General features: G+C 65.0%; 26 protein-coding genes and 1 pseudogene. 25 read left to right on the top strand and 2 right to left on the bottom strand.

Annotated elements, in window-relative coordinates; genetic code table 11:
• Nucleotides 1–42 precede the first annotated feature (42 nt).
• Nucleotides 43–408 (top strand): hypothetical protein, encoded by a 366-nt coding sequence (locus AZC_RS18655; RefSeq protein WP_012172143.1) that lies wholly within the window; start codon nucleotides 43–45, stop codon nucleotides 406–408.
• Nucleotides 409–489: 81 nt separating this feature from the next.
• Here AZC_RS18655 and tyrS read toward each other — a convergent pair whose 3' ends face one another.
• The gene (gene tyrS, locus AZC_RS18650) at nucleotides 490–1,803 is read right to left on the bottom strand and encodes a tyrosine--tRNA ligase (protein ID WP_012172142.1); all 1,314 of its coding nucleotides are present in this window, start codon (nucleotides 1,801–1,803) and stop codon (nucleotides 490–492) included.
• Nucleotides 1,804–1,898: 95 nt separating this feature from the next.
• On the opposite strand from tyrS, the gene AZC_RS18645 reads away from it, so the two are divergent.
• Complete coding sequence (locus AZC_RS18645) at nucleotides 1,899–3,014, top strand: anhydro-N-acetylmuramic acid kinase (RefSeq protein WP_012172141.1); 1,116 nt, start codon at nucleotides 1,899–1,901, stop codon at nucleotides 3,012–3,014.
• A gap of 64 nt (nucleotides 3,015–3,078) precedes the next feature.
• Here the strand turns inward: AZC_RS18645 and AZC_RS18640 are convergent, their stop codons facing one another.
• A complete protein-coding gene (locus AZC_RS18640) occupies nucleotides 3,079–3,741 on the bottom strand; it encodes an alpha/beta hydrolase (protein ID WP_012172140.1) in 663 nt (220 codons plus the stop codon).
• A 304-nt stretch (nucleotides 3,742–4,045) separates the two neighbouring features.
• On the opposite strand from AZC_RS18640, the gene AZC_RS18635 reads away from it, so the two are divergent.
• The 23 genes and pseudogenes from AZC_RS18635 to AZC_RS18520 all read left to right on the top strand — a co-directional run bounded on the left by AZC_RS18635 (nucleotide 4,046) and on the right by AZC_RS18520 (nucleotide 24,054).
• Nucleotides 4,046–5,224, top strand: coding sequence for a cysteine desulfurase family protein (locus AZC_RS18635; RefSeq protein ID WP_043879590.1), 1,179 nt, complete (start codon nucleotides 4,046–4,048; stop codon nucleotides 5,222–5,224).
• A 48-nt stretch (nucleotides 5,225–5,272) separates the two neighbouring features.
• Nucleotides 5,273–6,741 (top strand): annotated as a pseudogene (sufB, locus tag AZC_RS18630) (Fe-S cluster assembly protein SufB).
• 118 nt (nucleotides 6,742–6,859) lie between these two features.
• Nucleotides 6,860–7,615: a Fe-S cluster assembly ATPase SufC gene (gene sufC, locus AZC_RS18625; RefSeq protein WP_012172137.1), complete on the top strand. Its 756-nt coding sequence runs from the start codon at nucleotides 6,860–6,862 to the stop codon at nucleotides 7,613–7,615.
• Between the two features lie 11 nt (nucleotides 7,616–7,626).
• On the top strand, nucleotides 7,627–8,949 hold the full coding sequence (gene sufD / locus AZC_RS18620; protein WP_043879589.1) for a Fe-S cluster assembly protein SufD: 1,323 nt from the start codon (nucleotides 7,627–7,629) through the stop codon (nucleotides 8,947–8,949).
• A 224-nt stretch (nucleotides 8,950–9,173) separates the two neighbouring features.
• Nucleotides 9,174–10,421 carry a cysteine desulfurase gene (locus AZC_RS18615; protein WP_043879588.1) on the top strand — a complete coding sequence of 416 codons (1,248 nt, stop codon included), beginning with the start codon at nucleotides 9,174–9,176 and terminating at the stop codon, nucleotides 10,419–10,421.
• Nucleotides 10,418–10,792: an SUF system Fe-S cluster assembly protein gene (locus tag AZC_RS18610; protein WP_012172134.1), complete on the top strand. Its 375-nt coding sequence runs from the start codon at nucleotides 10,418–10,420 to the stop codon at nucleotides 10,790–10,792. The genes AZC_RS18615 and AZC_RS18610 overlap by 4 nt, the downstream gene beginning before the upstream one ends.
• A gap of 4 nt (nucleotides 10,793–10,796) precedes the next feature.
• Nucleotides 10,797–11,216: a VOC family protein gene (locus AZC_RS18605; protein WP_012172133.1), complete on the top strand. Its 420-nt coding sequence runs from the start codon at nucleotides 10,797–10,799 to the stop codon at nucleotides 11,214–11,216.
• A 137-nt stretch (nucleotides 11,217–11,353) separates the two neighbouring features.
• Nucleotides 11,354–11,731 carry a HesB/IscA family protein gene (locus AZC_RS18600; RefSeq protein WP_043879587.1) on the top strand — a complete coding sequence of 126 codons (378 nt, stop codon included), beginning with the start codon at nucleotides 11,354–11,356 and terminating at the stop codon, nucleotides 11,729–11,731.
• A 188-nt stretch (nucleotides 11,732–11,919) separates the two neighbouring features.
• Nucleotides 11,920–12,354, top strand: coding sequence for a DoxX family protein (locus tag AZC_RS18595; protein WP_012172131.1), 435 nt, complete (start codon nucleotides 11,920–11,922; stop codon nucleotides 12,352–12,354).
• A 426-nt stretch (nucleotides 12,355–12,780) separates the two neighbouring features.
• On the top strand, nucleotides 12,781–15,306 hold the full coding sequence (locus AZC_RS18590) for a DNA-directed RNA polymerase (protein ID WP_012172130.1): 2,526 nt from the start codon (nucleotides 12,781–12,783) through the stop codon (nucleotides 15,304–15,306).
• A gap of 102 nt (nucleotides 15,307–15,408) precedes the next feature.
• Nucleotides 15,409–16,149 carry a BRO-N domain-containing protein gene (locus AZC_RS24695; RefSeq protein ID WP_012172129.1) on the top strand — a complete coding sequence of 247 codons (741 nt, stop codon included), beginning with the start codon at nucleotides 15,409–15,411 and terminating at the stop codon, nucleotides 16,147–16,149.
• Between the two features lie 202 nt (nucleotides 16,150–16,351).
• Nucleotides 16,352–16,630, top strand: coding sequence for a hypothetical protein (locus AZC_RS18580; RefSeq protein ID WP_043879586.1), 279 nt, complete (start codon nucleotides 16,352–16,354; stop codon nucleotides 16,628–16,630).
• A 216-nt stretch (nucleotides 16,631–16,846) separates the two neighbouring features.
• Nucleotides 16,847–17,095 (top strand): hypothetical protein, encoded by a 249-nt coding sequence (locus tag AZC_RS18570; RefSeq protein WP_148209881.1) that lies wholly within the window; start codon nucleotides 16,847–16,849, stop codon nucleotides 17,093–17,095.
• A gap of 54 nt (nucleotides 17,096–17,149) precedes the next feature.
• Nucleotides 17,150–17,404, top strand: coding sequence for a hypothetical protein (locus AZC_RS18565; protein WP_043879583.1), 255 nt, complete (start codon nucleotides 17,150–17,152; stop codon nucleotides 17,402–17,404).
• A 14-nt stretch (nucleotides 17,405–17,418) separates the two neighbouring features.
• The gene (locus AZC_RS18560; RefSeq protein WP_043879582.1) at nucleotides 17,419–18,117 is read left to right on the top strand and encodes a DUF2815 family protein; all 699 of its coding nucleotides are present in this window, start codon (nucleotides 17,419–17,421) and stop codon (nucleotides 18,115–18,117) included.
• 7 nt (nucleotides 18,118–18,124) lie between these two features.
• Nucleotides 18,125–18,511, top strand: a complete 387-nt coding sequence (locus AZC_RS18555) for an endodeoxyribonuclease (RefSeq protein ID WP_197531780.1) — start codon at nucleotides 18,125–18,127, stop codon at nucleotides 18,509–18,511.
• Between the two features lie 6 nt (nucleotides 18,512–18,517).
• The gene (locus AZC_RS18550; RefSeq protein ID WP_012172124.1) at nucleotides 18,518–19,003 is read left to right on the top strand and encodes an N-acetylmuramoyl-L-alanine amidase; all 486 of its coding nucleotides are present in this window, start codon (nucleotides 18,518–18,520) and stop codon (nucleotides 19,001–19,003) included.
• A 94-nt stretch (nucleotides 19,004–19,097) separates the two neighbouring features.
• Nucleotides 19,098–19,346: a helix-turn-helix domain-containing protein gene (locus AZC_RS18545; RefSeq protein ID WP_012172123.1), complete on the top strand. Its 249-nt coding sequence runs from the start codon at nucleotides 19,098–19,100 to the stop codon at nucleotides 19,344–19,346.
• The gene (locus AZC_RS18540; protein WP_012172122.1) at nucleotides 19,346–19,564 is read left to right on the top strand and encodes a hypothetical protein; all 219 of its coding nucleotides are present in this window, start codon (nucleotides 19,346–19,348) and stop codon (nucleotides 19,562–19,564) included. Before AZC_RS18545 ends, AZC_RS18540 begins: the two co-directional genes overlap by 1 nt.
• A gap of 167 nt (nucleotides 19,565–19,731) precedes the next feature.
• The gene (locus AZC_RS18535) at nucleotides 19,732–21,216 is read left to right on the top strand and encodes a DnaB-like helicase C-terminal domain-containing protein (RefSeq protein ID WP_052286000.1); all 1,485 of its coding nucleotides are present in this window, start codon (nucleotides 19,732–19,734) and stop codon (nucleotides 21,214–21,216) included.
• A 70-nt stretch (nucleotides 21,217–21,286) separates the two neighbouring features.
• Nucleotides 21,287–23,116, top strand: coding sequence for a DNA polymerase (locus tag AZC_RS18530; RefSeq protein ID WP_012172120.1), 1,830 nt, complete (start codon nucleotides 21,287–21,289; stop codon nucleotides 23,114–23,116).
• A 31-nt stretch (nucleotides 23,117–23,147) separates the two neighbouring features.
• The gene (locus tag AZC_RS25770) at nucleotides 23,148–23,312 is read left to right on the top strand and encodes a hypothetical protein (RefSeq protein WP_158304139.1); all 165 of its coding nucleotides are present in this window, start codon (nucleotides 23,148–23,150) and stop codon (nucleotides 23,310–23,312) included.
• A complete protein-coding gene (locus tag AZC_RS18520) occupies nucleotides 23,299–24,054 on the top strand; it encodes an FAD-dependent thymidylate synthase (protein WP_043879580.1) in 756 nt (251 codons plus the stop codon). Before AZC_RS25770 ends, AZC_RS18520 begins: the two co-directional genes overlap by 14 nt.
• Nucleotides 24,055–24,057 lie beyond the last annotated feature (3 nt).

Here is a 24,057-nt window from a genome sequence, read left to right as displayed (position 1 = left end):
CTGCTAAATCTCCCGTCGCGGAAGTTTAGGGAGAAGTTCCAGATGCGTTCTCTTGTCATCGCCTCCATGGCGCTTGCGCTCGTCGGTGCGGTTTCTCCGGCGCTCGCCAAGGGGCCCGGCAAATATGCCGTGCAGGGCAACAATTCCGAGGACAAGTCGTCCTACAAGGGCACCGCGACCATCACCAAGACGGGCAAGGATTCCTTCCGCGTGGTCTCGGTGATCGACGGTGACAAGTTCGATGGCTACGGCATCGGCGACGACGACCTCATCGCCGTGACCTTCACCGGCAACGGTTCCACCGGCGTCGCGCTCTACGTGGCGCAGGACGACGGCAGCTACAAGGGCATCTGGGCCTTCAAGGGCGACAGCAAGATCAGCACCGAGCAGCTCACGCCCGCAAAGTGAGCGGGGCGACCGGTCCTGCTCCTGAAACGCGAACGGCGGGCCGATGGCCCGCCGTTCCTATTTTCAACGTCGTCCGTCCGTTCAGACGGGGCGGACGAGGACGTGCTTCTTCTTGCCCATGGAGAGCTTGATCACGCCCTCGGCGGTGAGGTCGCGCTCGCCCAGCACCAGCTTCTCGTCGGTGACGGTGGCGTCATTCACCTTGAGGCCGCCGGACTTGATCTGGCGGCGCGCCTCGCTGGTCGAGGGCACGAGACCGGCGGTCACGAAGGCGCTGTTGGCGGCAAGACCCGCCTTCAGATCGGCCGCCGGGATCTCGATGGTGGGCAGGTTGGTGGAGAGCGCGCCCTCCTCGAAGGTGGCGCGGGCCGTGGCCTTGGCCTCCTCCGCAGCGGCGCGGCCATGCAGCAGGGCGGTCGCCTCGGTGGCGAGCACGTCCTTGGCGTGGTTGATCTCCTGGCCACCCAGCGCGGCAAGGCGGGCGATCTCGTCCAGCGGCAGCTCGGTGAAGAGCTTCAGGAAGCGCTCCACGTCCGCATCGCCGGTATTGCGCCAGTACTGCCAGTATTCGTAAGGCGACAGCAGCGCCGCATCGAGCCACACCGCACCGCCCGCCGTCTTGCCCATCTTGGCGCCGGAGGAGGTGGTGAGCAGCGGGGTGGTGAGGGCGAACAGATCGGCCCCGTGCATCCGCCGGCCCAGTTCCATGCCGTTGACGATGTTGCCCCACTGGTCGGAGCCGCCCATCTGCAGGGTGCAGCCGTGGCGCTTGTTCAGCTCCACGAAGTCATAGGCCTGCAGGATCATGTAGTTGAATTCGAGGAAGGTGAGGGGCTGTTCGCGCTCCAGCCGCAGCTTCACCGAATCGAACGTCAGCATCCGGTTGATGGTGAAGTGCGGCCCCACCTCGCGCAGCAGGGGAATGTACTTCAGCTCGTCCAGCCAGTTCGCATTGTTCTCCATGATGGCCGGAAGGAGGCGGGGCTCTTCATTCCACTTGCCGTCTACAGCCCGCGCAAATCTCGCGTAGCCTTTTGGGGAACCCTCGAAATCGAGGAAGCGGGCGAACACCTTGCGGATGGAGGCGATGTTCTCGTTGATCTGCGCATCGGTGAGCATCTTGCGTGCCTCGTCCTTGCCGGACGGGTCGCCGATCTTCGTGGTGCCGCCGCCCATGAGAGCGATCGGCCGGTGGCCGGTGCGCTGGAGCGTGCGCAGCATCATGATGGAGAGCAGATGCCCGGCATGCAGCGAGGAGGCTGTGGCATCGAAGCCGATATAAGCGGTGATCGGCCCTTCGCTCGCCTTGGCGTCGAGGCGCTCGAGATCCGAGCACTGGTGGATGTAGCCGCGCTCTTGGAGCGTGCGCAGGAAATCGGAGCGAAGGGTGGTCATGTCGATCTGTTCGGATGACGGAAAGGAGCGGTGATGTAACAGGTCTTCGCCGGGAATGCACCGGGCGGAGCGGGAAGGGTGCCATGCGGGGGACAATGCGGGCGATCGGATTGATGAGCGGCACCTCCATGGACGGCATCGACGCCGCCCTCATCGAGACCGATGGCGAGACCGTCGCCTGGCTGGGATCGGCCCTCACCATCCCCTATGGCGCCGAGACCCGCGCGCTCCTTGAGGGTGCCATGGCGGATGCGCGGGGTGTGAACGCCCGCACCGACCGGCCCGGGCGCCTTGTGGAGGCGGAGCGGCGCATCACCACCCTCCATGGCGCGGCCGTGCGCGCGTTGCTGGACAGCCTGCGCCTCACACCCGCTGACATCGACGTGGTGGGCTTCCACGGCCAGACCGTGCTGCACCGGCCCGATGCCGCCCTCACCGTGCAGATCGGGCTCGGGCAGGCGCTGGCGGACGATCTGCGCATTCCCGTGGTTGCGGACCTCCGGGCTGCCGATGTGGCGGCGGGCGGGCAGGGGGCGCCCTTGGTGCCGGTCTTTCATCAGGCGCTGGTGCGCGGGCTCGACCTGCCGCAGCCGGTTGCCGTGCTGAACATCGGCGGCGTGGCCAATGTGACGGTGCTGGAAGACGGTGCCGACCCGATCGCCTGCGACACCGGCCCCGGCAACGCATTGCTGGACGACTTCATGGCCGCGCGCACCGGCCGGCCCTATGACGATGACGGCGCTTCTGCCGCGCGGGGCCAGGTGGACGAAGCGGCGGTGGCCGAGGTGCTCGGCCATCCCTTCTTCGCCGCGCCGCCCCCGAAATCCCTCGACCGCAATGAGTTCCGCGCCTTCGTGACCGAGCGCCTGCATCTGGCCGGCGCGTCCACGGACGACGGGGCGGCGACGCTGACCGCGCTGTCGGCGGCGAGCATCGCTGCGGTGGTTCCCCTTCTGCCAAAGGCCCCGAAAAGCTGGATCGTCGCCGGCGGTGGGGCGCGCAACAGCACGCTGCGGGCCATGCTGGCGGAGCGCCTCGGCGTGCCGGTGGTCGTGGCGGAGCAGGTGGGCTGGTCGGCGGATGCGCTGGAGGCCCATGCCTTCGGCTTCCTCGCCGTGCGGTCGCTGAAAGGGCTGGCGCTGACCTTCCCCACCACGACCGGCGCGCCGGAGCCCCTGACGGGCGGCGTGCTGTTCCAGCCGACCCCGTGAAACGCGAAACGCCGCGCCTTTGGAAGGGGCGCGGCGTTCCGTCAAACGATCGAAACCGGGAGGCTCAGGCGGCGCTGTCCTTGCGGGTGCCGGGCAGGCGCTTGTCGAGATAGGTGCCGACGACGCCCATCAGTTCCTCGGTTTTGCCGTCGAAGAAGTGGTTCGCGCCGGGGATGATCTGCTGTTCGATCACGATGCCCTTCTGCGTCTTCAGCTTCTCCACCAGCGTTGCCACGGCGGTGGTGGGCACCACCGCATCCTTGTCGCCATGGACGAACAGGCCCGAGGAGGGGCAGGGCGCGAGGAAGGAGAAGTCGTAGAGGCTCGCGGGAGCGGCGATGGAGATGAAGCCTTCCACCTCCGGACGGCGCATCAGAAGCTGCATGCCGATCCAGGCGCCGAAGGAGACGCCGGCGATCCAGCAGGCGCGCGCGTCCGGATTGACCGACTGCGCCCAGTCGAGCGCGGCGGCGGCATCCGCCAGTTCGCCGGTCCCGTGGTCGAACGAGCCCTGGCTGCGGCCGACGCCCCGGAAGTTGAAGCGCAGCACGGAGAAGCCGCGGTTCACGAACTGGTAGTAGAGGTTATAGACGACCGGATTGTTCATCGTGCCCCCGAACTGGGGGTGCGGATGAAGGATGATGGCAATCGGCGCGTTGCGGGTCTTTGCGGGCTGGTAGCGACCCTCGAGCCGCCCTTTTTCGCCAGTGAAGATGACTTCGGGCATGGACGTGCGCGACCTCTTGGGGCGCGACCGTGAAGTCAAGGGAGCGTCTCCCGGGCCGGTGGCCCGAAAGCGGACGCCCTTCGGAGCACATCTTCACGACGCAACCTGTTGAACCGACAGGTCTTGGCTAGAGGATGTCTTGACTTGGCTCGGACGCCGCCCTATCTATTTAGAATAATTCTAATGTATCCCTGCTGACTGCGCGGGGACGCGCTGCACGACAGAGACGGGTGAAGTTGGATCATATGGACGAAAGAAGGCGCAATTGCAAGCCTTTCCGCTTCACCCACGCGGGAGCGCGGTGATGGCGGAGGCGCGCGTCCATCTCGATCACAATGCCACATCCCCGCTCCGGCCGGAAGCGCGAGCCGCGCTGATGGCCGCGTTGGATCAGGGTGGAAACCCCTCGTCCGTGCATGCGGACGGGCGCGCCGCGCGCGGGCGCATGGAAGGGGCGCGGGCGGGCGTTGCGGCCCTGTGTGGCGCCCCGGCACGGGGTGTCATGTTCACCTCCGGCGCCACCGAGGCGAATGCGCTGGCGCTCCATCCCTCCTGGGAGATCGCCGGCCGACCGGTGACCTGCGACGTGCTGCTGATGAGCGCCGTCGAGCATCCCGCTGTGCTTCGGGGCCATCGCTTTCCGGACGCGGCCGTCGAGCTGCTGCCGGTGGATGAGGCCGGGCGGCTGGATCTCGATGCGCTCTCCGATCGGCTCGCGGCCCATGCGGCGGCCGGGCGGCGGGCCCTGGTGAGCTTGATGGCCGCCAACAACGAGACCGGCGTCATCCAGCCCGTGGCCGAAGCGGCGGAACTCGCCAAGGTTCACGGCGGGTTGATGCATTGCGATGCCGTGCAGGCGGCCGGCCGCCTGCCGCTCGACATGACGGCGCTGGGCCTTGATCTCCTCTCGCTCTCCGCCCACAAGCTCGGCGGGCCGCAGGGCGCCGGTGCGCTGGTGGCGGCGAGCGAGGATACCCGGCCGCTGGTGCCGCTGCTGCGGGGCGGCGGCCAGGAGCGGGGCCGCCGCGGCGGGACGGAGAACGTGCCGGCGGTCGCGGGCTTCGGCGCGGCGGCGGAGGCGGCGCGTCTCGCGCAGCCGCAGGAAGCCATGCGCCTCGCGCACTTGCGCGACCTGCTGGAACAGGAGATTGTCGCCGCCCTTCCGGAAACGGAGGTTGTCGGCGGTGCCGCGGCACGGGTGCCGAACACGAGTTGCATCGCCTTCGGCGGTTTGAAGGCGGAAACACTGGTGATCGCCCTCGACCTTTCCCACATAGCGGTCAGTGCCGGCTCGGCCTGTTCCTCGGGGAAGGTGGGGCCCTCGCATGTGTTGTCGGCCATGGGGTTCGATGCCGTGCGCGCCGGCGGAGCGATCCGCCTGTCGCTGGGCTGGTCGAGCACCGAACAGGATGTGGAACGGGCGATTGCGGCCTTGCGCCGCGTCGTTCCGCAGGTGAGAAGCCGCTCGCTGAGAGCGGCGTGAGGAACTTGACCCGCGGGCCTTGACCCCGCGCGGGAGAGGAGACGGAAGATGCCAGCAGTCCAGGAGACGGTCGAACGCGTCCGGTCGATCGACGTCGATCAGTACAAGTACGGGTTCGTCACCGATATCGAGAGCGAGAAGGCCCCGAAGGGTCTGAACGAGGACACCGTCCGCTACATCTCGGCCAAGAAGAACGAGCCCGAGTGGATGCTGGAGTGGCGCCTCGACGCCTTCCGCCGCTGGCTGACCATGGAGGAGCCCACCTGGGCCCGCGTCAGCTACCCCAAGATCGATTTCCAGGACTATTATTACTACGCCCAGCCCAAGGCGAAGCCGAAGTCGCTGGACGAGATCGATCCGGAAATCCTCGCCACCTATGACAAGCTCGGCATCCCGCTGCGCGAGCGCGAGGCGCTGCTCGGCATCGAGAGCGGTTCGCGTCCCATCGCGGTGGATGCGGTGTTCGACAGCGTGTCGGTGGCCACCACCTTCAAGGCCGAGCTCGCCAAGGCAGGCGTGATCTTCTGCTCCATCTCGGAAGCCATCCGCGAGCATCCCGATCTGGTGAAGCAGTATCTCGGCTCCGTCGTGCCGGTGTCCGACAATTTCTATGCGACGCTGAACACGGCGGTCTTCTCGGACGGCTCCTTCGTCTATGTGCCGAAGGGCGTGCGCTGCCCCATGGAGCTCTCCACCTACTTCCGCATCAATGAGCGGAATACGGGCCAGTTCGAGCGCACCCTCATCATCGCCGATGAAGGTGCCTATGTGAGCTATCTCGAAGGCTGCACCGCCCCGCAGCGCGACGAGAACCAGCTCCACGCGGCGGTGGTCGAGCTCGTCGCCCTCAAGGATGCCGAGATCAAGTATTCCACCGTCCAGAACTGGTATCCCGGCGACAAGGACGGAAAGGGCGGCATCTACAATTTCGTCACCAAGCGTGGCGACTGCCGCGGCGACAATTCCAAGATCTCGTGGACGCAGGTGGAGACGGGCTCCGCCATCACCTGGAAGTATCCGAGCTGCATCCTGCGCGGCGACAACAGCCAGGGCGAGTTCTATTCCATCGCCATTTCCAACGGCTTCCAGCAGGTCGACTCCGGGACCAAGATGATCCACCTCGGCAAGAACACGTCGAGCCGGATCATCTCCAAGGGCATCGCCGCCGGCCGCTCGGAGAACACCTATCGCGGTCAGGTGACCGCGCACCGCCGGGCCACCGGCGCGCGCAACTTCACCAATTGCGATTCGCTCCTCATCGGCGACAAGTGCGGCGCGCACACCGTGCCTTACATCGAGGCCAAGAACGCCTCCGCCGTGTTCGAGCACGAGGCGACACCTCCAAGATCTCCGAGGACCAGCTGTTCTATTGTATGCAGCGCGGCCTCTCGCAGGAGGAGGCGGTGGCGCTCATCGTCAATGGCTTCGTGAAGGACGTGCTCCAGCAACTGCCCATGGAGTTCGCCGTCGAGGCCCAGAAGCTGATCTCCGTGAGCCTCGAAGGCTCGGTGGGCTGATTGACCTCACGCCCCGCCGCCGCAGGGCGGGGACAGACATCCGGACGGGACGGCAGGTGCGCGCTGGGACACAAGGCCGCGCACCGCCCCACCGCAACCTAAACAATGGAACACGCCAATGGCTTTGCTCGAGATCAACAACCTGCACGCGTCCATCAATGAGAAGGAGATCCTCAAGGGTCTCGACCTCAAGGTGAATGCGGGCGAAGTCCACGCCATCATGGGGCCGAACGGCTCCGGCAAGTCCACCCTGTCCTATGTCCTCTCCGGCAAGCCGGATTATGAGGTGACGGAGGGCTCCGCCGTGCTCGACGGCGTCGATCTGCTGGAACTGGGCGCCGACGAGCGCGCCGCCGCCGGCCTGTTCCTCGCCTTCCAGTATCCGGTGGAAGTGCCGGGCGTCGCCACCATGACCTTCCTGCGCACGGCCCTGAATGCCCAGCGCAAGGCGCGCGGTGAGGACGAGCTGTCCACGCCGGACTTCCTGCGCATCGTGAAGGAGAAGGCCGGCTTCCTCGGCATTTCGCAGGAGATGCTGCGTCGTGGCGTGAACGTCGGCTTCTCCGGCGGCGAGAAGAAGCGCAACGAGATCCTCCAGATGGCCCTTCTGGAGCCGAAGGTGGCGATCCTCGACGAGACCGATTCCGGCCTCGACATCGACGCGCTGAAGATCGTCTCCGAAGGCGTGAACGCCCTGCGCTCGAAGGACCGCGCCATGGTGGTCATCACCCACTACCAGCGCCTGCTCGATCACATCGTGCCGGACGTGGTGCATGTGATGCACAAGGGCCGCATCGTGCGCTCCGGCGGCAAGGAACTGGCGCTGGAGCTGGAAGCCTCGGGCTATGCGGCCTATGGCCAGGACGCGGCGTGAGGAACACGGCCATGAACGTCGTCACCCCCTTGCGCACGGCCGCCGAGCAGGCGCTCGCCGCCGCCGTGGAGCAGCGCCTTCAGAGCCAGCCCGTCGCGGGCCGGATCGGAGAGCTGCGCCGCGCCGCCGCCACCGCCTTCTCCGAGGGTGGTCTTCCCACCCGCCGGGTGGAGGAATGGAAGTACACCGACCTCAAGGCGATCCTGCGCGATGCCGTGCCGCTGGCCGGCCCGCTCGATGCCTCCGCCGAGGCCGAAGGCTCCTTCAAGGCGCTCACCGTGCCCGGCGCCAAGCGCATCCTGTTCGTGAACGGCGCGCTCGCGCGCCCGGCCTCGGACCTGCTGGCGCTGGAAAGCGGCATCGCGGCGCTGCCGCTTGAAAGCGCGATTGCGTCCAACGACCCGCTTGCCGAGCGCATCGGGGCGCTCCAGCCGCAGCGCTATGACGCGCCGCTCGCCCTCAACACCGTGTTCCTCGGCGAGGGCCTGCTGGTGCGCGTGGCGGCGGGGGCGAAGATCGCCGCGCCGCTGCACATCGCCAACGTCTTCACCGGCGACGATCCCGTCGCCACTTACGGCCGCGTGGTCGTGGTGGTTGAGGACGGCGCCGAGGTGACGCTGGTGGAGAGCTTCCAGGGCCGCGACGGTGTTGCCTACCAGACCAACACCGCGCTGGAACTCTTCGTGGGCGACGGCGCCCATGTGGACCTCGTGCGCGTGCAGGAGGAGGGCGACGCCGCCCTTCACCTCTCCACGGTCATGGTGGAGATCGGCCGCGAGGCGCAGTTGCACACCTTCGCCCTCAACAGCGGCGCCAAGGCCTCGCGCACCAGCCTCTACGGCCGGTTCGGCGGCCAGCATTCCCATGCCGGCCTGCGTGGCGCGAACCTGCTGAAGGGCAAGCAGCATCAGGACACGACCCTGCTGCTCGACCATGCGGTGCCCCATTGCGAGAGCCGCGAGCTCTTCAAGACGGTGCTGGCGGACGAGAGCCATGGCGTCTTCCAGGGCAAGATCGTGGTGCGCCCCGATGCCCAAAAGACCGATGGCCGCATGATGAGCCGCGCCCTGCTGCTTGGCGAGGCGGCCGAGATGGACAACAAGCCCGAGCTTGAGATCTTCGCCGACGATGTGCAGTGCGGCCACGGCGCCACGGCGGGCGATCTCGACGAGGACCTGCTGTTCTATCTCAAGGCCCGCGGCATTCCGCAGAGGCAGGCGGAGGCCCTGCTGGTGCAGGCCTTCGTGGGCGAGGCCATCGAGTTCGTGGAGAACGAGGCCCTGCGCGAGCTGATCATCGCCCGCGCCGAGACCTGGCTCGCCAAACGCGCCTGACGCTGGGGTGCCACGGCGATCCGTGGCACGCCCGCCGGCCGGCGGAGCTGGCCGGATGGATCCGCGCAGAAGGACGCGCGCTCGTGTCGCGGCCTGCGCAGGCGTTATCCCGCGCGGTGCTGCCATCTGGAACGTACCGCGTTCGTATTTCCTGAGCTAAGGCGGAGTGGCCCGCTTCGATGGTCTCAAGCCCGGCGGGGCGGCTCCGGATAAGGACATTGCCGATGACCAAGGGCCATCCCGCCGTGTTGGACGGCGCCTATGACGTGGAGAAGGTGCGCGCGGACTTTCCCGCGCTCGCCCTCGAAGTCCACGGCCACCCGCTCACCTATCTGGACAATGCGGCTTCCGCCCAGAAGCCGGTGCAGGTGCTGGAGCGCATGCGCCACGCCTATGAGGCGGAATATTCCAACGTCCATCGCGGCCTGCACTATCTCGCCAACGCCATGACGGAAGCCTTCGAGGGCGCCCGCGAGAGCGCCCGGCGCTTCCTCAATGCGGCTTCGCAGGACGAGATCATCTTCACCCGCTCCGGCACCGGCTCCATCAATCTGGTGGCGAACTCGCTCGGGCAGTCCATCGGGGAGGGGGATGAGATCATCCTCTCCATCATGGAGCACCACTCCAACATCGTGCCCTGGCACTTCCTGCGCGAGCGCAAGGGCGCGGTCATCAAGTGGGCGCCGGTGCGCGAGGACGGGTCGTTCGACTTCGAGGCGTTCGAGCAGTTGCTGACGCCGCGCACCAAGATCGTCGCCATCACCCACATGTCCAACGTGCTCGGCACGGTGACGCCCATCAAGGAGATCGTCCGCGCCGCCCATGCGGTGGGCGCAAAGGTGGTGGTGGACGGCTGCCAGGCCTCCGTGCACCTGCCCGTGGACGTGCGCGACCTCGATGTCGATTTCTATGCCGTCACCGGTCACAAGCTCTATGGCCCCACCGGCATCGGCCTGCTCTATGGCAAGCGGGCGCTGCTGGCCGAAATGCCGCCCTATGAGGGCGGCGGCGAGATGATCCGCGAGGTGGAGGAAGGCCGCGTCACCTATGCCGAGCCGCCCCACCGCTTCGAGGCGGGCACGCCGGCCATCGTGCAGGCCATCGGCCTCGGCGCGGCGCTGGACTATATGGACCTCATCGGCCGCGAGGCGATTGCCGCCCATGAACATGACCTCTCGGTCTATGCCCACCAGCAGCTCGGCGCGCTGAACAGCCTGCGCATCATCGGCACCGCGAAGGACAAGGGCGCCATCGTCGCCTTCGAGATGAAGGGCGCCCACCCCCACGATGTGGCGACCGTCATCGACCGGTACGGTGTTGCCGTGCGCGCGGGCACCCATTGCGCTCAGCCGCTTTTGGCCCGATATGGCACCACAGCGACGTGCCGCGCATCCTTCGCGCTCTACAATACGCGCAGTGACGTGGACCGCCTCGTGGCGGCCCTCCTCAAGGCGCAGGATTTGTTCTCATGACCGATACTGTGGCCAACGATACGCCCAACGCGCCCGCGATTTCCTCCGGGATCCCGGAGGCGGAACTGACGCGCCTGACCGACGAGATCGTCGGCGCGCTCAAGTCCGTCTACGACCCGGAAATCCCGGTCGACATCTATGAGCTCGGCCTCATCTACAAGGTGGACATCGCCGACGACCGCACCGTGGCCGTCGAGATGACGCTGACGACGCCCAACTGCCCCTCGGCCGCCGAGCTTCCCGGCATGGTGGAGAGTGCGGTGGCTGCCGTGCCCGGCATTGCGGACGTGAAGGTCGACATCACCTTCGATCCTCCGTGGGACCAGGGTCGCATGTCCGAAGAGGCACGCGCGACTCTGAACCTCTGGTGAGGGGGTGAGCACCGCCCCGCCGCTGGGGTCGGTCGTCGAGACGGGCCTCTATGTGGAGGATCTCGACCACGCGGCCGGCTTCTACGAGGGCGTGCTGGGTCTCTCGCCCATGCTGGCGGATGAGCGTTTCCGTGCCTATCCGCTGGCGGGCACCGTTCTCCTGCTGTTCAAGCGCGGCACGGCGCTGGAGACCATCCATCTGCCCGGCGGAACCATTCCGCCCCACGACGGCGCCGGGCGGCTGCATTTCGCGCTCTCGGTTGCGGCTTCGGACATTGAACCCTGGCGGGCGCACCTTGCCCATCACGGCGTCGCCATCGAGGGCGAGACGCGCTGGCCGAAAGGCGGGCACAGCCTCTATGTGCGCGATCCGGACGGCCATCTGCTGGAATTGGTGAGCCCGGGCGTCTGGTCGAATTACTGACGCCGCTGGGTGCGGAGCAGCCCGGCACCAGCCGAAGCTGCCACCTTGTCCCTTGCCGCCCGCCCGGAGCAGGCCCATCTTGGTAGATGAGAAACGTATCCGCCGGCCTTGAACCGGCGTGGTTCGGAGAAAAGTTCATGGCCCCACGTCCCCGTCCCGCCGTCATGCGCATCACGGAAGCCGCTGCTGCCCGCGTGCGGCAGATCATGGCCCGTACCGATCCGCCGCCGGTGGCGGTACGTGTCGGCGTGAAGAATGGCGGCTGCGCCGGCATGTCCTACACCATGGACTATGCCACCGAGATCCTGCCCACCGACGAGGTGGTGGAGGACAAGGGCGTGAAGGTCATCATCGACCCCAAGGCGGTGCTCTTCCTGCTGGGAACGGAGATGGACTTCAAGACCGACAAGCTGGCGTCTCAGTTCGTGTTCAACAATCCGAACCAGACCTCCGCCTGCGGCTGCGGCGAGTCGGTGGCCATCACCCCCGCCAAGGAAGACGCGCTCTCCCTCTGATGGCGGACAGCGGCCTCTCCTTCCAGGCCCGCGCATGTGCAGGCTTCCCCTGCGGGAGCCTGTATGGCAGATGTGCTGACGTGAAACGGCAACCGCAGCCTGCATGGCTGAACGGGGCCGCACGTGGGGAGAGCGGTGCTGCGGTGGCTTTATGTCGCGTGCAGTGCGCTCGTGCCGGGGAGCTGCACATGACGCCGTCTTTCGTCGGCGCGATCCTGTCGTCGCGCGCTTTCTTCATCTTTGCCCGTGTCGTCTTCACCTTCATCTTCTGGGGGGCGGGCATCGGCAAGATCGTCGATTATCAGGGCACGCTGGCGGAGATGGCGCACTTCGGCCTCAATCCGCCGCAGGTTTGGGCGCCGCTGGTCATCGTCACCCTGCTGGTGGGATCGGCGCTCATCATCGTCAATCGCTTCGCCTGGCTCGGCTGCGGCATGCTCGCGGTGTTCGTGGCGCTGACGATCCCGATCGCGCATCCCTTCTGGACGCTGCCCGAGCCGGAAGCGACCTATCACTTCCACACGTTCGCCGAGCACGTCACCGTCATCGGAGCGCTGATGATCGCCGCCATTCTCTGCGCCGGTGCGCCGCGCACGGGGCGGCTGCTGCAGACGGGCGGCTGAGGGGACGGCCCAACCCTCAAAGGGTGTGGGTTTCCACCGGCGCGGATGCCGCAGGGGCGTTTTCTCGCGTCGGGAACCCTTCTATGGTGCCTGCGCGTGCGGACGTGGCGAAATCGGTAGACGCAAGGCACTTAAAAGGTACTGCGTGACAGTCCCGTAGGCGGGACCGTTCTCAAAACCCAAGTCAGACCTAGAGGTTTGGCTTGGGTTTTTTGTTTCTCGAATTGGTTCCGGTTCTGCAACTAATTCCGGTGACGGACGATCCCGTGACCGTGGATCGGTGACGGCTGTGACGGATTAGCCCCCACCCTCACCGCAGACGGTGCCGTGCCCGTCACGGGGTCCGACCCCCTGTGACCGGGCGACCGGGAATTTCCCCCCACTTTCACCCTGAGCCCTAGCGGCCCTTACCTGAGGAGACTCCCCATGGAGACCCTGAGCACGACTGCGCTTGACCGTCAGATTGCCCTTGAAGAACAGATGTTGATGGTGGGCAGAGAGACCTTCTACAGGGACATTGAGAAGGCCAAGGAGAGGGGAGAGGAAGCAGGAACCCCCTATGGGATGCGTCTTCTCAAGAACCTTGTTCTGCCCGTTTCCGATGCCCTTGAAGCCTTCATCGAGAAGGCCCGTTCCGGGGGCGCTGGACGCCGCCACACGGCGCTCAAGTACGTCGAGATGGTCGAGCCCGAGGTTGCCGCCTATCTGGCGCTCAAGACCGTTCTGGACAGCATCACGCGGCGGGAGACGCTTCAGCGCTGCGCGATCCGTGTGGCGTCGGCCCTTCAGGATGAAGTGCGGATGCGGGCGTTCCGTGAGCGGCACCCCGAGCGCTTCAAGGTGACCATGTCCAAGATCGAGCGGGCCACCTCCCGCCGCTACAAGACCACCGTTGCCCGCCTGATGGCCGGGCGCGTGGGGATCGACGAGGACTGGCCGACCTCCGACAAGCTGCATGTCGGGATCAAGCTGATCGAGGTGCTGCGGGAGGCGACAGGGATGGTGGACATCCAGCGCGACACCATGGGCATCAACGACACACAGGTCTTTGTGGTCGCCACCGAGGCAACGCTTCAGTGGATCGCGGACGCCAATCAGCGGATGGAGTTCCTGTCTCCCGCCTTCCTGCCGACGATCATCCCGCCCAAGCGGTGGACCACGCCCTTTGACGGGGGATACCATTCGGGACTGGTGCAGCGACTGCCCTTCGTGAAGACGCGGAACCGGAACTATCTGGAAGAACTGGCAGGCCGTGACCTCTCGGCCGTCTATGCCGCTGTCAACGCGATGCAGGAAACCCCGTGGCAGGTGAACCGGGACGTTCTGCGGGTCCTCAAGGAGGCTTGGGATCGGGACCTGAAGTCTCCCAAGCTCAAGCTGCCCCCTCGGGACCCCCTCGACCTGCCCCCCAAGCCTGCGGACATCGCCACCAACGAGGTCAGCCGGAAGGAGTGGAAGAAGGCGGCAAGCCTGATCCACGCGGCCAACGCCAAGCTGAAGTCCAAGCGGGTGCAAATCCGCAAGATCATCGAGCTTGCCGGCCAGTTCAGCGAGTACGCGGAGATTTACTTCCCGTATCAGCTCGACTTCCGGGGCAGGGTGTACGCGGTGCCCATGTTCCTCAATCCGCAGGGTCCCGACCACGCCAAGGCCCTCCTGACCTTCGCGCGGGGCAAACCGATTGGGGACGGTGTCGCGGCCGGGTGGCTCGCGATCCACGGGGCCAACGTGTACGGCTACGACAAGGCGTCTCTTGAGGATCGCATCTCGTGGGTGGAGGAGCGCAACGCCCTGATTGCCTCCGTCGCCGCCGATCCGTGGGGAGAGGGCTTCGAGTTCTGGACCGAGGCGGACAAGCCTTGGCAGTTTCTGGCCTTCTGCTTCGAGTGGGCGGGCTTCCTGCGGGAGGGCTTCGATTACGTCTCGACGCTGCCCGTTGCCTTGGATGGCTCCTGCAACGGCCTGCAACACTACAGCGCGGCCCTGCGGGACCCCGTGGGAGGAGCGGCGGTCAATCTGGTGCCGAGCGGGAAGCCGCAGGACATTTACGCCCGTGTCGCGGAGGTGGCCTTGGGGCTCGTCACGGCATTCGTGTGTCCGAACGGTTCCACAACCGGGACTATTCCCAACCTGTCCCGTCTGCGGAAGACATGGGCCGAGCATGGGATTGATGAACTGGACATGGCGAACCGCTGGCTTGCCTTCGGCATCGACCGGAAGGTGACGAAGAGGGCGGTCATGACGCTCCCCTATGGCTCGACGCAGTATTCCTGCCGCGAGTTCATTGAGGAGGCGGTCCGAGAGAAGGTCGAGGAGGGCAAGCCCAATCCCTTCGCGGTGGGAGACAGCGACGGCATCTTCAAAGCCACCCTGTGGCTTCAGCCGCTCGTCTGGCAGGCCATCGGTGAGGTGGTTAAGGCTGCCCGTGTCGGTATGGACTGGCTCAAGGAGTGCGCCCGGCTGGCGGCTGCCGAGGGCCTGCCGGTGATCTGGCAGACACCGGACGGTTTCCTTGTGCAGCAGTCCTACCGGAACAGCTCGGCCCGCCGGATCGACACCCATCTGGACGGCAGGGTCCGGCTCATCATCCGCGAGGAATTGGACACAATCGACAAGCGCCGGCAACAGCAGGGCGTCGCGCCGAATTGGGTCCACTCGATGGACGCCACCGCCATGCGGATGTTCATCAACCTTGCCCTTACCAACGGGATGCAGCACTTCGCCTTGGTGCATGACAGTTACGGCACCGTGGCGGCGGACGTGGAGCTTATGGGGGCCTGCCTGCGCAAGGCGTTCGTGCAGCTCTACACCGATTGTGACCCGCTGGCCGAGTTCCGGGTGGACATCGCCGGGATGCTCTCGGATGACGCCTTGGGGGATCTTCCCGAGGTCCCAGCCAAGGGCACGTTGGATGTCTCTCTGGTGGAGGAGTCCGACTTCTTCTTTGCCTAATTGGTTCCAGAAACGGGACGGTTCCGAATGTGGGCTGGTGCAGTCACTGCACCGGCCCCGGCCAATTAACCCCCACTTTCACTCTGAGAAACGGAGGATCGAATGAACGCACTCACTCCCTTCAACTACAGAGACCACACCATCCGAGTGGTCATCCTCGACGGCGAACCTTGGTTCGTGGCTGCGGATGTCTGCCGCGCTCTCGAAATGCCCTTCGGTGAAGGTAAGGGCACCGTAAAGCGTTACTTGGGAGGACTGCTTGAGGGCGAAACGCGGTTCGTCCCCAAGTCTAGTGTCCACTCAGATGCTCCTACGAGTTTCCCCAACAGGGGCACGACCTGCATCTCCGAAAGCGGGCTCTACCGGCTCACCATGCGCTCGAATAAACCCGGCGCTTTGCCCTTCCAGAACTGGGTAGTGCAGGAGGTCCTACCGGCCATCCGCAAAGACGGCGGTTACATCCTCGGGGAGGAGCTTCACGGTGCCGGTCTGATGAGCGACGACGAGCTGTTGGCTCGCGCCCTGCAAGTCGCAAACCGAAAGCTCGCGAGGGTCGAGGCCGAGCGTAATTATTACGCCGATCACTACGAGCTGGTCACCGTGGACGAGTGGCGGGCAACCTCTCACCTCTACCTGCAACACGGCCAGCGTGTGCAGATCGGGAAGGTGGCAACCGCTCTCGCTCGTAATCGCGGCATCATTCTTGAGAAGCAGACGCGGACGTTATCCGACAGCCAAGGTCGCGGGCGCGTCGTCACGGTCAACGTCTATCCCCGCAAGTTGCTGGACGAGGCAGCCGCCAACGTGTGCGCCCCGGTGCAGCGACTGCACCCCACGAATTAACCCCCACTTTCACTCTGAGGAGTCCCACGGATGAAAGCCCGTCTGACCCTTCGGATCGGAGCGGCCTACGACGAGGTCGTGATCCAAGGCCACACCTTCGACCGATCCGCTCTGTCCCGCCGTCAGCGTGATGCGATGGCGTCCCTCATCATCGACAACCTCTTTCCCGCTTCCCAGCGCAAACATCGACGGAGCAAGGCCCATGGCGCGAAACGCCGTGTACGATCAGCTCGTCAACGCTCCGCGTGAGCAGACGGCTCTCGCCACCTTCCACCTCCTTGATGCCCTTCAGGCGTTCCACTGGTCGCGAGGGCTTCAGATCAACGCCGCCGTCCTCCTCTGTGCGCTCCTGTGCGACCACCTGAAGGTGGATCTTCAGGACGCGATGACGGCCGCAAAGAACCTCCTGCGGACGCATGAAGACAAGCTCGCCACCGAGTTCGAGGCGATCCGCTGGTACCTGCGGGAGGAGGTCAAGTGACCACCGCCCCCGACGCCACCGCATCCCCGGCCACACCGGAGACGCAGCCCTCGATGGGTCAGGAAACGACCGCCCTCTCTACCGCCATCTCCCTTTGGAGAGCCGGTCGGGCGATCAGCTTGGTCCTCTACGCAAAACTCACTGAACAGGGCTACGACGTGCCGTCCCTTGAGCGGTTCTATCGTGCCCGAAAGCTCCCGTGAAAGGAACTGTCCCATGTCTGCAATGAACGCTTCCAAGCATGAAGCCGTGCTCGTCTCCCACGCTGGCCCCGGTGTCGTCACCCTCGGCGTGGCCGACCGCTACGGCGACACTGCGGCCATCGAACTCGACCGGGACCAGATCATCAAGCTCGCGCTGATGCTGCGGGACGCTTACGGGGCCTCCCTCGCCGGCACCCGGTTCGCTCAGGGCTTCATCCGTGAGCTGGCGGACGACGAGTCGCCGGCCGGTCCCCTGAACTGAGTGCAGTCACTCCACCAATCCCCGCCGAAGCCTCTCAATCAAAGGACTGAAGACATGATCGCTATCGAGTTTGCCCCGGAAGAAGTGCGCACCGACATGACCATCATCATCGACGGCGATGAGGTCGCCACGCTGACCGATGTCGGCCCCGAGGAGGGCAACGCCCACATCGCCCTGACCAACGTGTTCATCGGCCTCGGCTTGCCTGTTGAGTACCGATTCAGCAACCCCGACGTGGCGAACATCGCCCGCGAAGTTTATGCCCGCCGCGACAACGTCACGGTCTCCGTGATGCCGAAGGCGGCTTGATCCAGAAGACATCCATGGCAGGAAAGAAATCCAAGGACCCGAGCTTCACGTCCCCGAAGGGGACCTTCAAGTTTCCGAGGCTCACCGAACCCGACTTCAAGTACAAGGCTGAGGGAGAATACTCCCTCAAGCTGATCGTCCCGCGTCCCGAAGCCCAGCCCCTCATCGACAAGCTTCAGCCCCTCTGGGATGAAGCCATCGACGCGGGCAAGGCAGCCTTCAAGGAACTGCCCGTCGCCACCCGCAAGAAGATGGAGGCGCAGGGCAAGGGCTTTACCGCGAACCCCTTCTTCTCGCCCGTCTATGGCGACGATGAGGAGGAGACCGGCGAGGTCGAGTTCAAGTTCTCCATGACCCATTCCGGCGAGTACAAGAAGGGACCCAAGGCGGGCCAGAAGTGGACCCGTTCGCCCTCCCTGTTCGACGCCAAGGGCAAGCCGCTGCCGAAGTCCGTCCAGATTTGGGGCGGCACGCTCGGCCGGGTGTCCTTCGAGGTGGCCCCGTATTGGGTGCCGGGGCAGGCGTCAGCCGGTCTTAGCCTGCGGTTGAAGGCCGTGCAGGTTATCGACCTTGTGTCCGGCGGTCAGCGCTCGGCGTCCTCCTACGGGTTCACCGAGGAGGATGGCTATCAGGCACCGGACGACGAGCCGGAAGGCACGGAGGCCGACAGCCCCGATGCCGGCGAGGCGACGGACGAAGACGACGACTTCTGATCCGGGTTTGGTTCACGGTTTCCGCAGCGGTCTTGAGGTTAAGATTGCTGAGGAGCTGACAGCGCAAGGGGTCCCCGTCCAGTACGAGGACCCCGATAGCGTCATCTACTACGTCAAGCCTGCACAGAAGTCGCGTTACACCCCGGACTTCAGACTCCCGAACGGCATCATCATCGAGTCGAAAGGGAGGTTCGTGACAGCGGATCGAAAAAAGCACCTGCTTATCAGGGATCAACATCCTGATCTGGACATCCGCTTTGTGTTCTCCAACTCCCGGCAGCGTATCAGCAAGCAGTCGAAGACCACTTACGCCATGTGGTGTGAGAAGAACGGCTTCAAATACGCTGACCGCAGCATCCCCGCAGAGTGGCTGAAAGAGCCCGCGCGGAACTGACAGACAATGCGCAAGATCACACACATCGTCATCCACTGTGCGGCCACCCCGGAAGGCCGCGAGGTCTCCGTTAAGGAGATCGACCGTTGGCACCGGGAGCGTGGCTTCGCCAAGATCGGCTATCACTACGTTATCCATCTCGACGGCTCGATTGATCCCGGCCGCTCCGAGGAGGAGATCGGCGCCCACGTTCAGGGCCACAACGCCACGTCCATCGGCATCTGCTACATCGGGGGCACGGAAGCCCACGACGTGAAGAAGCCGAAGGACACCCGCACCCCCGCTCAGAAGGCGGCAATGGAGCGGCTGGTGAAGGAGCTTCTGACCCGCTACCCCGGCGCTGAAGTGCTCGGCCACAACGACTTTCCCGGCGTGAACAAGGCGTGCCCTGCCTTCGACACCCGCAAGTGGTGGGCCGAAGTCAGCAAGCGGGACGCCGCTCCCGCGCCGCAGCCGGCCTTCTGCAAGACCTGCGGCCAGAAGCTGCCCTGATCCAACCCCCTCCCACAAACACCCTGAAGCCCTCGGCCCCGCGCCGGGGGCTTTTTCGCATCCAGCTTTTGAGCATCCCACGGAAAGGAGCGATATGAGCGACTTCACGAAGTCCCTGAACCTGTCCCCGCTGGCCCGGCGCATCTTCGCCCACCTCGAACGCACCGGCTCCATCTCGGCGCGTGAGGCGATGGCGGATTACGGAATCACCTCGGCCACGCTGTCCCGGCGTATCTGCGAGATGGAAGGCGCGGGCATCGAGATCAGCCGCGAACGGCGCATCCACCCCATGACCGGGCGGCGTTACACCCGCTACGCGCTCGCCAGCCGGAAGGCTGCCTGATGTTCGCGTTCCCGTTCACCCTCAAGACCGTCTCGTCCATCACCTCCGGCCTTCAGAAGATGATTGCCGACCTCGACGCCCTCACGGCGGAGCGGGAGGCCATGGCCACGGCCAAGGAGCGCGAGGCGGCGGACCTCATCACGTCCGCCCATGAGGATCGCGAGGAGGCCATGAAGGCCCGTCGCGTGGCGGACAAGATCAACGAGCTTGTCATGTGAGAGAGGCGGACAGCGAGTTCATCGAACATCTGCCGTGCCCGCACTGCGGATCGAGCGATGCCAATTCGCTCTACACGGACGGGCACCAGTATTGCTTCTCCTGCGGGACCTATACGCCCGCAGGGGAGGACGCCCCCACCACCAACCGAAGGGAGAGACAAAGCCGAATGGCTGACTTCGTGTCGGGTGCAGTGACTGCACTTGGCAAGCGCAAGATCAGCGAGGAGACCTGCCGGAAGTGGGGCTACAGGGTCGGGGATTACAACGGACAGACAGTCCACATTGCCGACTACTGGAACCCCGAGGGCACGGAGGTTGTGGCTCAGAAGGTGAGGTTCCCGAACAAGGACTTCACCATCACCGGCAAGATGAAGGAAGCCGGGCTCTACGGGCAGCACCTGTGGCGCGACAAGGGCAAGATGATCGTGGTCACCGAGGGCGAGATTGACGCCCTCACGGTGAGCCAGCTTCAGGACAACAGATGGCCCGTCGTCTCCATCCCCCATGGAGCGAAGGGGGCCAAGAAAGCCCTGTCCAAGCACCTCGAATGGCTGCTTGGGTTCGACACCATCATTCTGTTCTTCGATGCTGACGAGGAAGGGCGCAGGGCCGTTGAGGAATGCGCCCCTCTGTTCCCGCCGGGCCGCTGCAAGGTCGCCCGGATGGCCGACTTCAAGGACCCCTCGGACGCCCACCAAGCGGGCAAGAGCGCACAGATCATCGACGCCATATGGGGAGCCAAGGTCTATCGACCGGACGGCGTGCTCAGTGGGTCGGAGTTGTGGGACGCGCTCACCACCGATGACGAGCTTGTCGAGACTGCCACCTATCCATGGGACGGCGTCAACACGATCACGCACGGCCTGCGCCGTGCCGAGCTGGTGACGATCACGGCCGGTTCCGGCGTGGGCAAGTCCGCCGTTGTGCGGGAGATTGCCCACCACCTCCTGCGGGAGGGCGAGACGGTCGGGATGCTCATGCTTGAGGAAAGCGTGAAGCGCACGGCGCGGGGCCTCATGGGCATCGCGCTCAACCGGCCGGTCCACCTCGACATGACGCCTTGGGCCGAGCTGCCCGAGGAGGAGAGGCAGGCACGCCGGCAGGCTTATGAGGCCGTGATCGGAAACGACCGGCTCTATCTCTACGACCACTTCGGTTCGACCGAGGTGGACAACCTCCTGAACCGCGTGCGCTACCTCGCGAAGGGCTGCGAATGCGGCTGGATCATTCTCGACCACCTGTCCATCGTAGTTTCCGGCCTCGACGACGGGGACGAGCGCAAGGCAATCGACGTTGCCATGACCAAGCTCCGAACGCTCGTTCAGGAAACTGGCGTCGGCCTCATCATGGTTTCGCACCTGCGCCGCCCGAGCGGGGACAGGGGCCATGAGCAGGGCGCGGAAACGTCCCTGTCCCAGCTCCGGGGCTCGCACTCCATCGCGCAGCTTTCGGACATGGTGATCGGCTTGGAGCGCGATCAGCAGGACGAGAAGACCAAGGACATCACCACCGTTCGCATCCTCAAGAACCGCTTCTCGGGTGAGACCGGGATTGCGACGCATCTCCTCTACTCCAAGGACACCGGACGCCTGACGGAATGCAGGCCGGAGTTCGTGGCGCGGGAGGAGGAGGATGACGACCCCCCGTTCTGATTGACCACCCGCACGACCGGGCTGGGTCCGGTGCAGTCACTGCACCGTCAGGCCACTCTCAGGGAGGGCGATGAGCCATCTGATATTCGACATCGAGACCAACGGGCTGTTGGACGCGACGAACCGCGTTCACTGCCTCTGCATCAAGGACGCTGACACGGGGCAGGTCTGGTCCTGCACCGACGACGGTCCCACCGGAACCTACATCCCTATTGAGCGTGGACTTCAGCTCCTCGCGGATGCCGAGGTTTTGATCGGCCACAACATCCTCAAGTTCGACATCCCCGCGCTTCAGAAGGTCTATCCGTGGTGGAAGCCCAAGGGCGTGCTGCGGGACACCATCGTCTGTTCTCGGCTGATCTGGCCGAAGGACGACCTGCGGGAGCGGGACTTCCGGCTTCAGAAGCAGGGCAAGCTTCCCGGCAACCTCATCGGCCGCTACGCCTTGGAGGCGTGGGGCTATCGCCTCGGGGAGTACAAGGGCGACTACAAGGGACCTTGGGACGTCTGGTCCCAAGAGATGCAGGATTACTGTGAGCAGGACGTTGAGGTCACCTTCCGCCTTTACCAGAAGATCAAGGAAAAGGGCTGGAAAGAGGAGTCCATTGAGCTTGAACACCGGGTTCAGTGGATCATCCATCGGCAGGAGCAGTACGGCTTTCTGTTCGATCAGGCCAAGGCCGCGTCCCTCTATGCCGACCTTGTCCAGCGCAAGACCGAGCTAGAGGCCGAGCTTCAGTCCGCCTTCCCGCCGTGGGAGGTCGAGAGCGTCTTCGTTCCCAAGGTGAACAACCGGGTGCGCGGCTACGTGAAGGGCGTTCCTTTCACCAAGCGGCGGACTATTCACTTCAAGCCGTCAAGCCGCGACCACATCGCGGGACGCCTCAAGGCCAAGTACGGCTGGGAGCCCTCCGAGTTCACCGACGAGGGCAAACCCAAGGTGGACGAAGATGTCCTTTCGCATCTTCCGTACCCTGAGGCCAAGCTTCTCTCCGAATATCTCATGGTCGAGAAGCGGCTGGGGCAGATCGCCACCGGCAAGGAAGCGTGGCTGAAGCACGTCAAGGCGGACGGACGCATCCACGGCGACGTGACCACCAACGGCGCGGTGACGGGTCGCATGACCCATTCCAAGCCGAACATCGCGCAGGTGCCGGGCAACGGCTCCCCCTATGGGCACCGCTGCCGGGAGCTGTTCGTTGCCGCCAAACGCAAGCTTCTGGTGGGCTGCGATGCCGACGCCTTGGAGCTGCGTTGCCTCGCCGGCTACATGGCCCGGTACGACGGCGGCGCTTATGTCCGCACCGTCCTTGAAGGGAAGAAGGAACTCGGGACCGACATGCACACCCTCAACGCGAAGGCGTTGGGGTGCAGCCGCGATGTCGCGAAGGTCTGGTTCTACGCCTTCATTTATGGGGCAGGGGACTTCAAGCTCGGGACCATCCTCGGTGCCCCCAAGGGCGAGGAGCAGAAGTGGGGCCGGCGGTCCCGTGCCCGCTTCCTCAAGGCCCTGCCGGCGCTCGGAACCATCATCAAGAAGGTGCAGGAGAAGGTTCAGAAAAAGGGCTTTCTCCGGGGGCTGGACGGTCGGGAACTGCGGGTTCGTTCCGCGCACTCGGCGTTCAACACCCTCCTTCAGTCGGCGGGCGCGGTCCTCATGAAGATGGCTCTTGTCCTCTTGGACGAGGACCTTCAGGCCGCAGGCTATGTGCCCGGCCAGCATTATGAGTTCGTCGCCAACGTCCACGACGAATGGCAGATCGAAGTAAACGAGGAGATTGCCGAGGATGTCGGCAAACGTGCAGTCACTGCAATTGTCCGAGCCGGAGAACACTTCGGGTTCGGATGCCCTCTCAGTGGCAATTTCGCAGTCGGTCGCTCTTGGGCCGAAACTCACTGAGATCGTGCAGGAAGCTTGGCTCAAGCCCTTCATGACCAAGAGCAATATCGCCAAGGCCGAAGCGGACGGGGTCGCACTTGCGGCCTCGCTCGGCCTCATCACCACCCGCGTCGATGCGACCACCTTCGGCCGCATCTGGCGCGTCACCCCGAAAGGCTTGTCCCTCCTGTTTCAGAGGTGGAATGATCCGGGTTGATTACATCCAGCACATGGGTTCGGACCTCACCGTCGTCAACGCGGCGCGGGTGAGCTTCGACAGGGAAAGCGACTGGCTTCACGCCGCAGGTCCCCGCGAGTTGAGCGGGAAGGACAAGCGCCTCATCCGATTCCTGGCACGAGGTTGCGAGAGCGGCGAGTGGGAAGCCCACATCAACGAGCTGTCCGACACCCATGACCCCGCCGAGTGCGGGGAAATCCTGAAGTGGGCGAAGCGCCTTCCCGAGCACTGGACCCCCTTCGCCCATACGGCCATCACCCTGCGCGAACACGTTCCGGTGCCTGTGGCCCGCCAGCGGTTCAAGCACAAGGTCGGCTTCGTGGAGAACGAGGTGTCCCGCCGCTATGTGGACGATGCCCCGACGTTCGCGGAGCTGACGTGGCGCAGGCGGGCGGCGAACAAGAAGCAGGGCTCGGCCGAGGACTTCGATCCCGTCTCGCAAGCGATGCTCAATGACGAGTATGAGGCGGCGACGGCGGACGCCCTGCGGCGCTACCGGCTGTTCCTCGATCACGGCGTCTGTCCTGAACAGGCCCGCTTCCTCCTGCCGCAGGCGATGATGACGACTTATTGGGCGACGGGGAGCCTCTATGCCTTCGCCCAAGCCTACGTGAAGCGCAGTGACAGCCACGCCCAAAAGGAAATCCAGCTTCTGGCGGCGGAATGGGACCGGATCATCCGGCCGCTGTTCCCCGTGAGCTGGGCTGCACTGGTGGACTGAAAC

Origin of the sequence: Azorhizobium caulinodans ORS 571 (genome assembly GCF_000010525.1) — a bacterium.
Classification (GTDB): Bacteria; Pseudomonadota; Alphaproteobacteria; order Rhizobiales; family Xanthobacteraceae; genus Azorhizobium; species Azorhizobium caulinodans.
Note: the sequence above shows the minus strand (reverse complement) of the source record. Positions and strands in the feature narration are given on the sequence as shown.

Excerpts from the sequence above, each read along its gene's own strand:
- AZC_RS18580 (WP_043879586.1), top strand. The coding sequence starts at position 16,352 with ATGGCGCGAAACGCCGTGTACGATCAGCTCGTCAACGCTCCGCGTGAG.
- AZC_RS18570 (WP_148209881.1), top strand. The coding sequence starts at position 16,847 with ATGTCTGCAATGAACGCTTCCAAGCATGAAGCCGTGCTCGTCTCCCAC.
- AZC_RS18530 (WP_012172120.1), top strand. The coding sequence starts at position 21,287 with ATGAGCCATCTGATATTCGACATCGAGACCAACGGGCTGTTGGACGCG.
- AZC_RS18550 (WP_012172124.1), top strand. The coding sequence starts at position 18,518 with ATGCGCAAGATCACACACATCGTCATCCACTGTGCGGCCACCCCGGAA.
- AZC_RS18590 (WP_012172130.1), top strand. The coding sequence starts at position 12,781 with ATGGAGACCCTGAGCACGACTGCGCTTGACCGTCAGATTGCCCTTGAA.
- AZC_RS24695 (WP_012172129.1), top strand. The coding sequence starts at position 15,409 with ATGAACGCACTCACTCCCTTCAACTACAGAGACCACACCATCCGAGTG.
- AZC_RS18600 (WP_043879587.1), top strand. The coding sequence starts at position 11,354 with ATGGCCCCACGTCCCCGTCCCGCCGTCATGCGCATCACGGAAGCCGCT.
- AZC_RS18560 (WP_043879582.1), top strand. The coding sequence starts at position 17,419 with ATGGCAGGAAAGAAATCCAAGGACCCGAGCTTCACGTCCCCGAAGGGG.
- AZC_RS18540 (WP_012172122.1), top strand. The coding sequence starts at position 19,346 with ATGTTCGCGTTCCCGTTCACCCTCAAGACCGTCTCGTCCATCACCTCC.
- AZC_RS18545 (WP_012172123.1), top strand. The coding sequence starts at position 19,098 with ATGAGCGACTTCACGAAGTCCCTGAACCTGTCCCCGCTGGCCCGGCGC.
- AZC_RS18635 (WP_043879590.1), top strand. The coding sequence starts at position 4,046 with ATGGCGGAGGCGCGCGTCCATCTCGATCACAATGCCACATCCCCGCTC.
- AZC_RS18655 (WP_012172143.1), top strand. The coding sequence starts at position 43 with ATGCGTTCTCTTGTCATCGCCTCCATGGCGCTTGCGCTCGTCGGTGCG.
- AZC_RS18565 (WP_043879583.1), top strand. The coding sequence starts at position 17,150 with ATGATCGCTATCGAGTTTGCCCCGGAAGAAGTGCGCACCGACATGACC.
- AZC_RS18535 (WP_052286000.1), top strand. The coding sequence starts at position 19,732 with ATGGCTGACTTCGTGTCGGGTGCAGTGACTGCACTTGGCAAGCGCAAG.
- AZC_RS18645 (WP_012172141.1), top strand. The coding sequence starts at position 1,899 with ATGCGGGCGATCGGATTGATGAGCGGCACCTCCATGGACGGCATCGAC.
- AZC_RS25770 (WP_158304139.1), top strand. The coding sequence starts at position 23,148 with ATGACCAAGAGCAATATCGCCAAGGCCGAAGCGGACGGGGTCGCACTT.
- AZC_RS18640 (WP_012172140.1), bottom strand. The coding sequence starts at position 3,741 with ATGCCCGAAGTCATCTTCACTGGCGAAAAAGGGCGGCTCGAGGGTCGC.
- sufC (WP_012172137.1), top strand. The coding sequence starts at position 6,860 with ATGGCTTTGCTCGAGATCAACAACCTGCACGCGTCCATCAATGAGAAG.
- sufD (WP_043879589.1), top strand. The coding sequence starts at position 7,627 with ATGAACGTCGTCACCCCCTTGCGCACGGCCGCCGAGCAGGCGCTCGCC.
- AZC_RS18615 (WP_043879588.1), top strand. The coding sequence starts at position 9,174 with ATGACCAAGGGCCATCCCGCCGTGTTGGACGGCGCCTATGACGTGGAG.
- AZC_RS18520 (WP_043879580.1), top strand. The coding sequence starts at position 23,299 with ATGATCCGGGTTGATTACATCCAGCACATGGGTTCGGACCTCACCGTC.
- tyrS (WP_012172142.1), bottom strand. The coding sequence starts at position 1,803 with ATGACCACCCTTCGCTCCGATTTCCTGCGCACGCTCCAAGAGCGCGGC.
- AZC_RS18610 (WP_012172134.1), top strand. The coding sequence starts at position 10,418 with ATGACCGATACTGTGGCCAACGATACGCCCAACGCGCCCGCGATTTCC.
- AZC_RS18595 (WP_012172131.1), top strand. The coding sequence starts at position 11,920 with ATGACGCCGTCTTTCGTCGGCGCGATCCTGTCGTCGCGCGCTTTCTTC.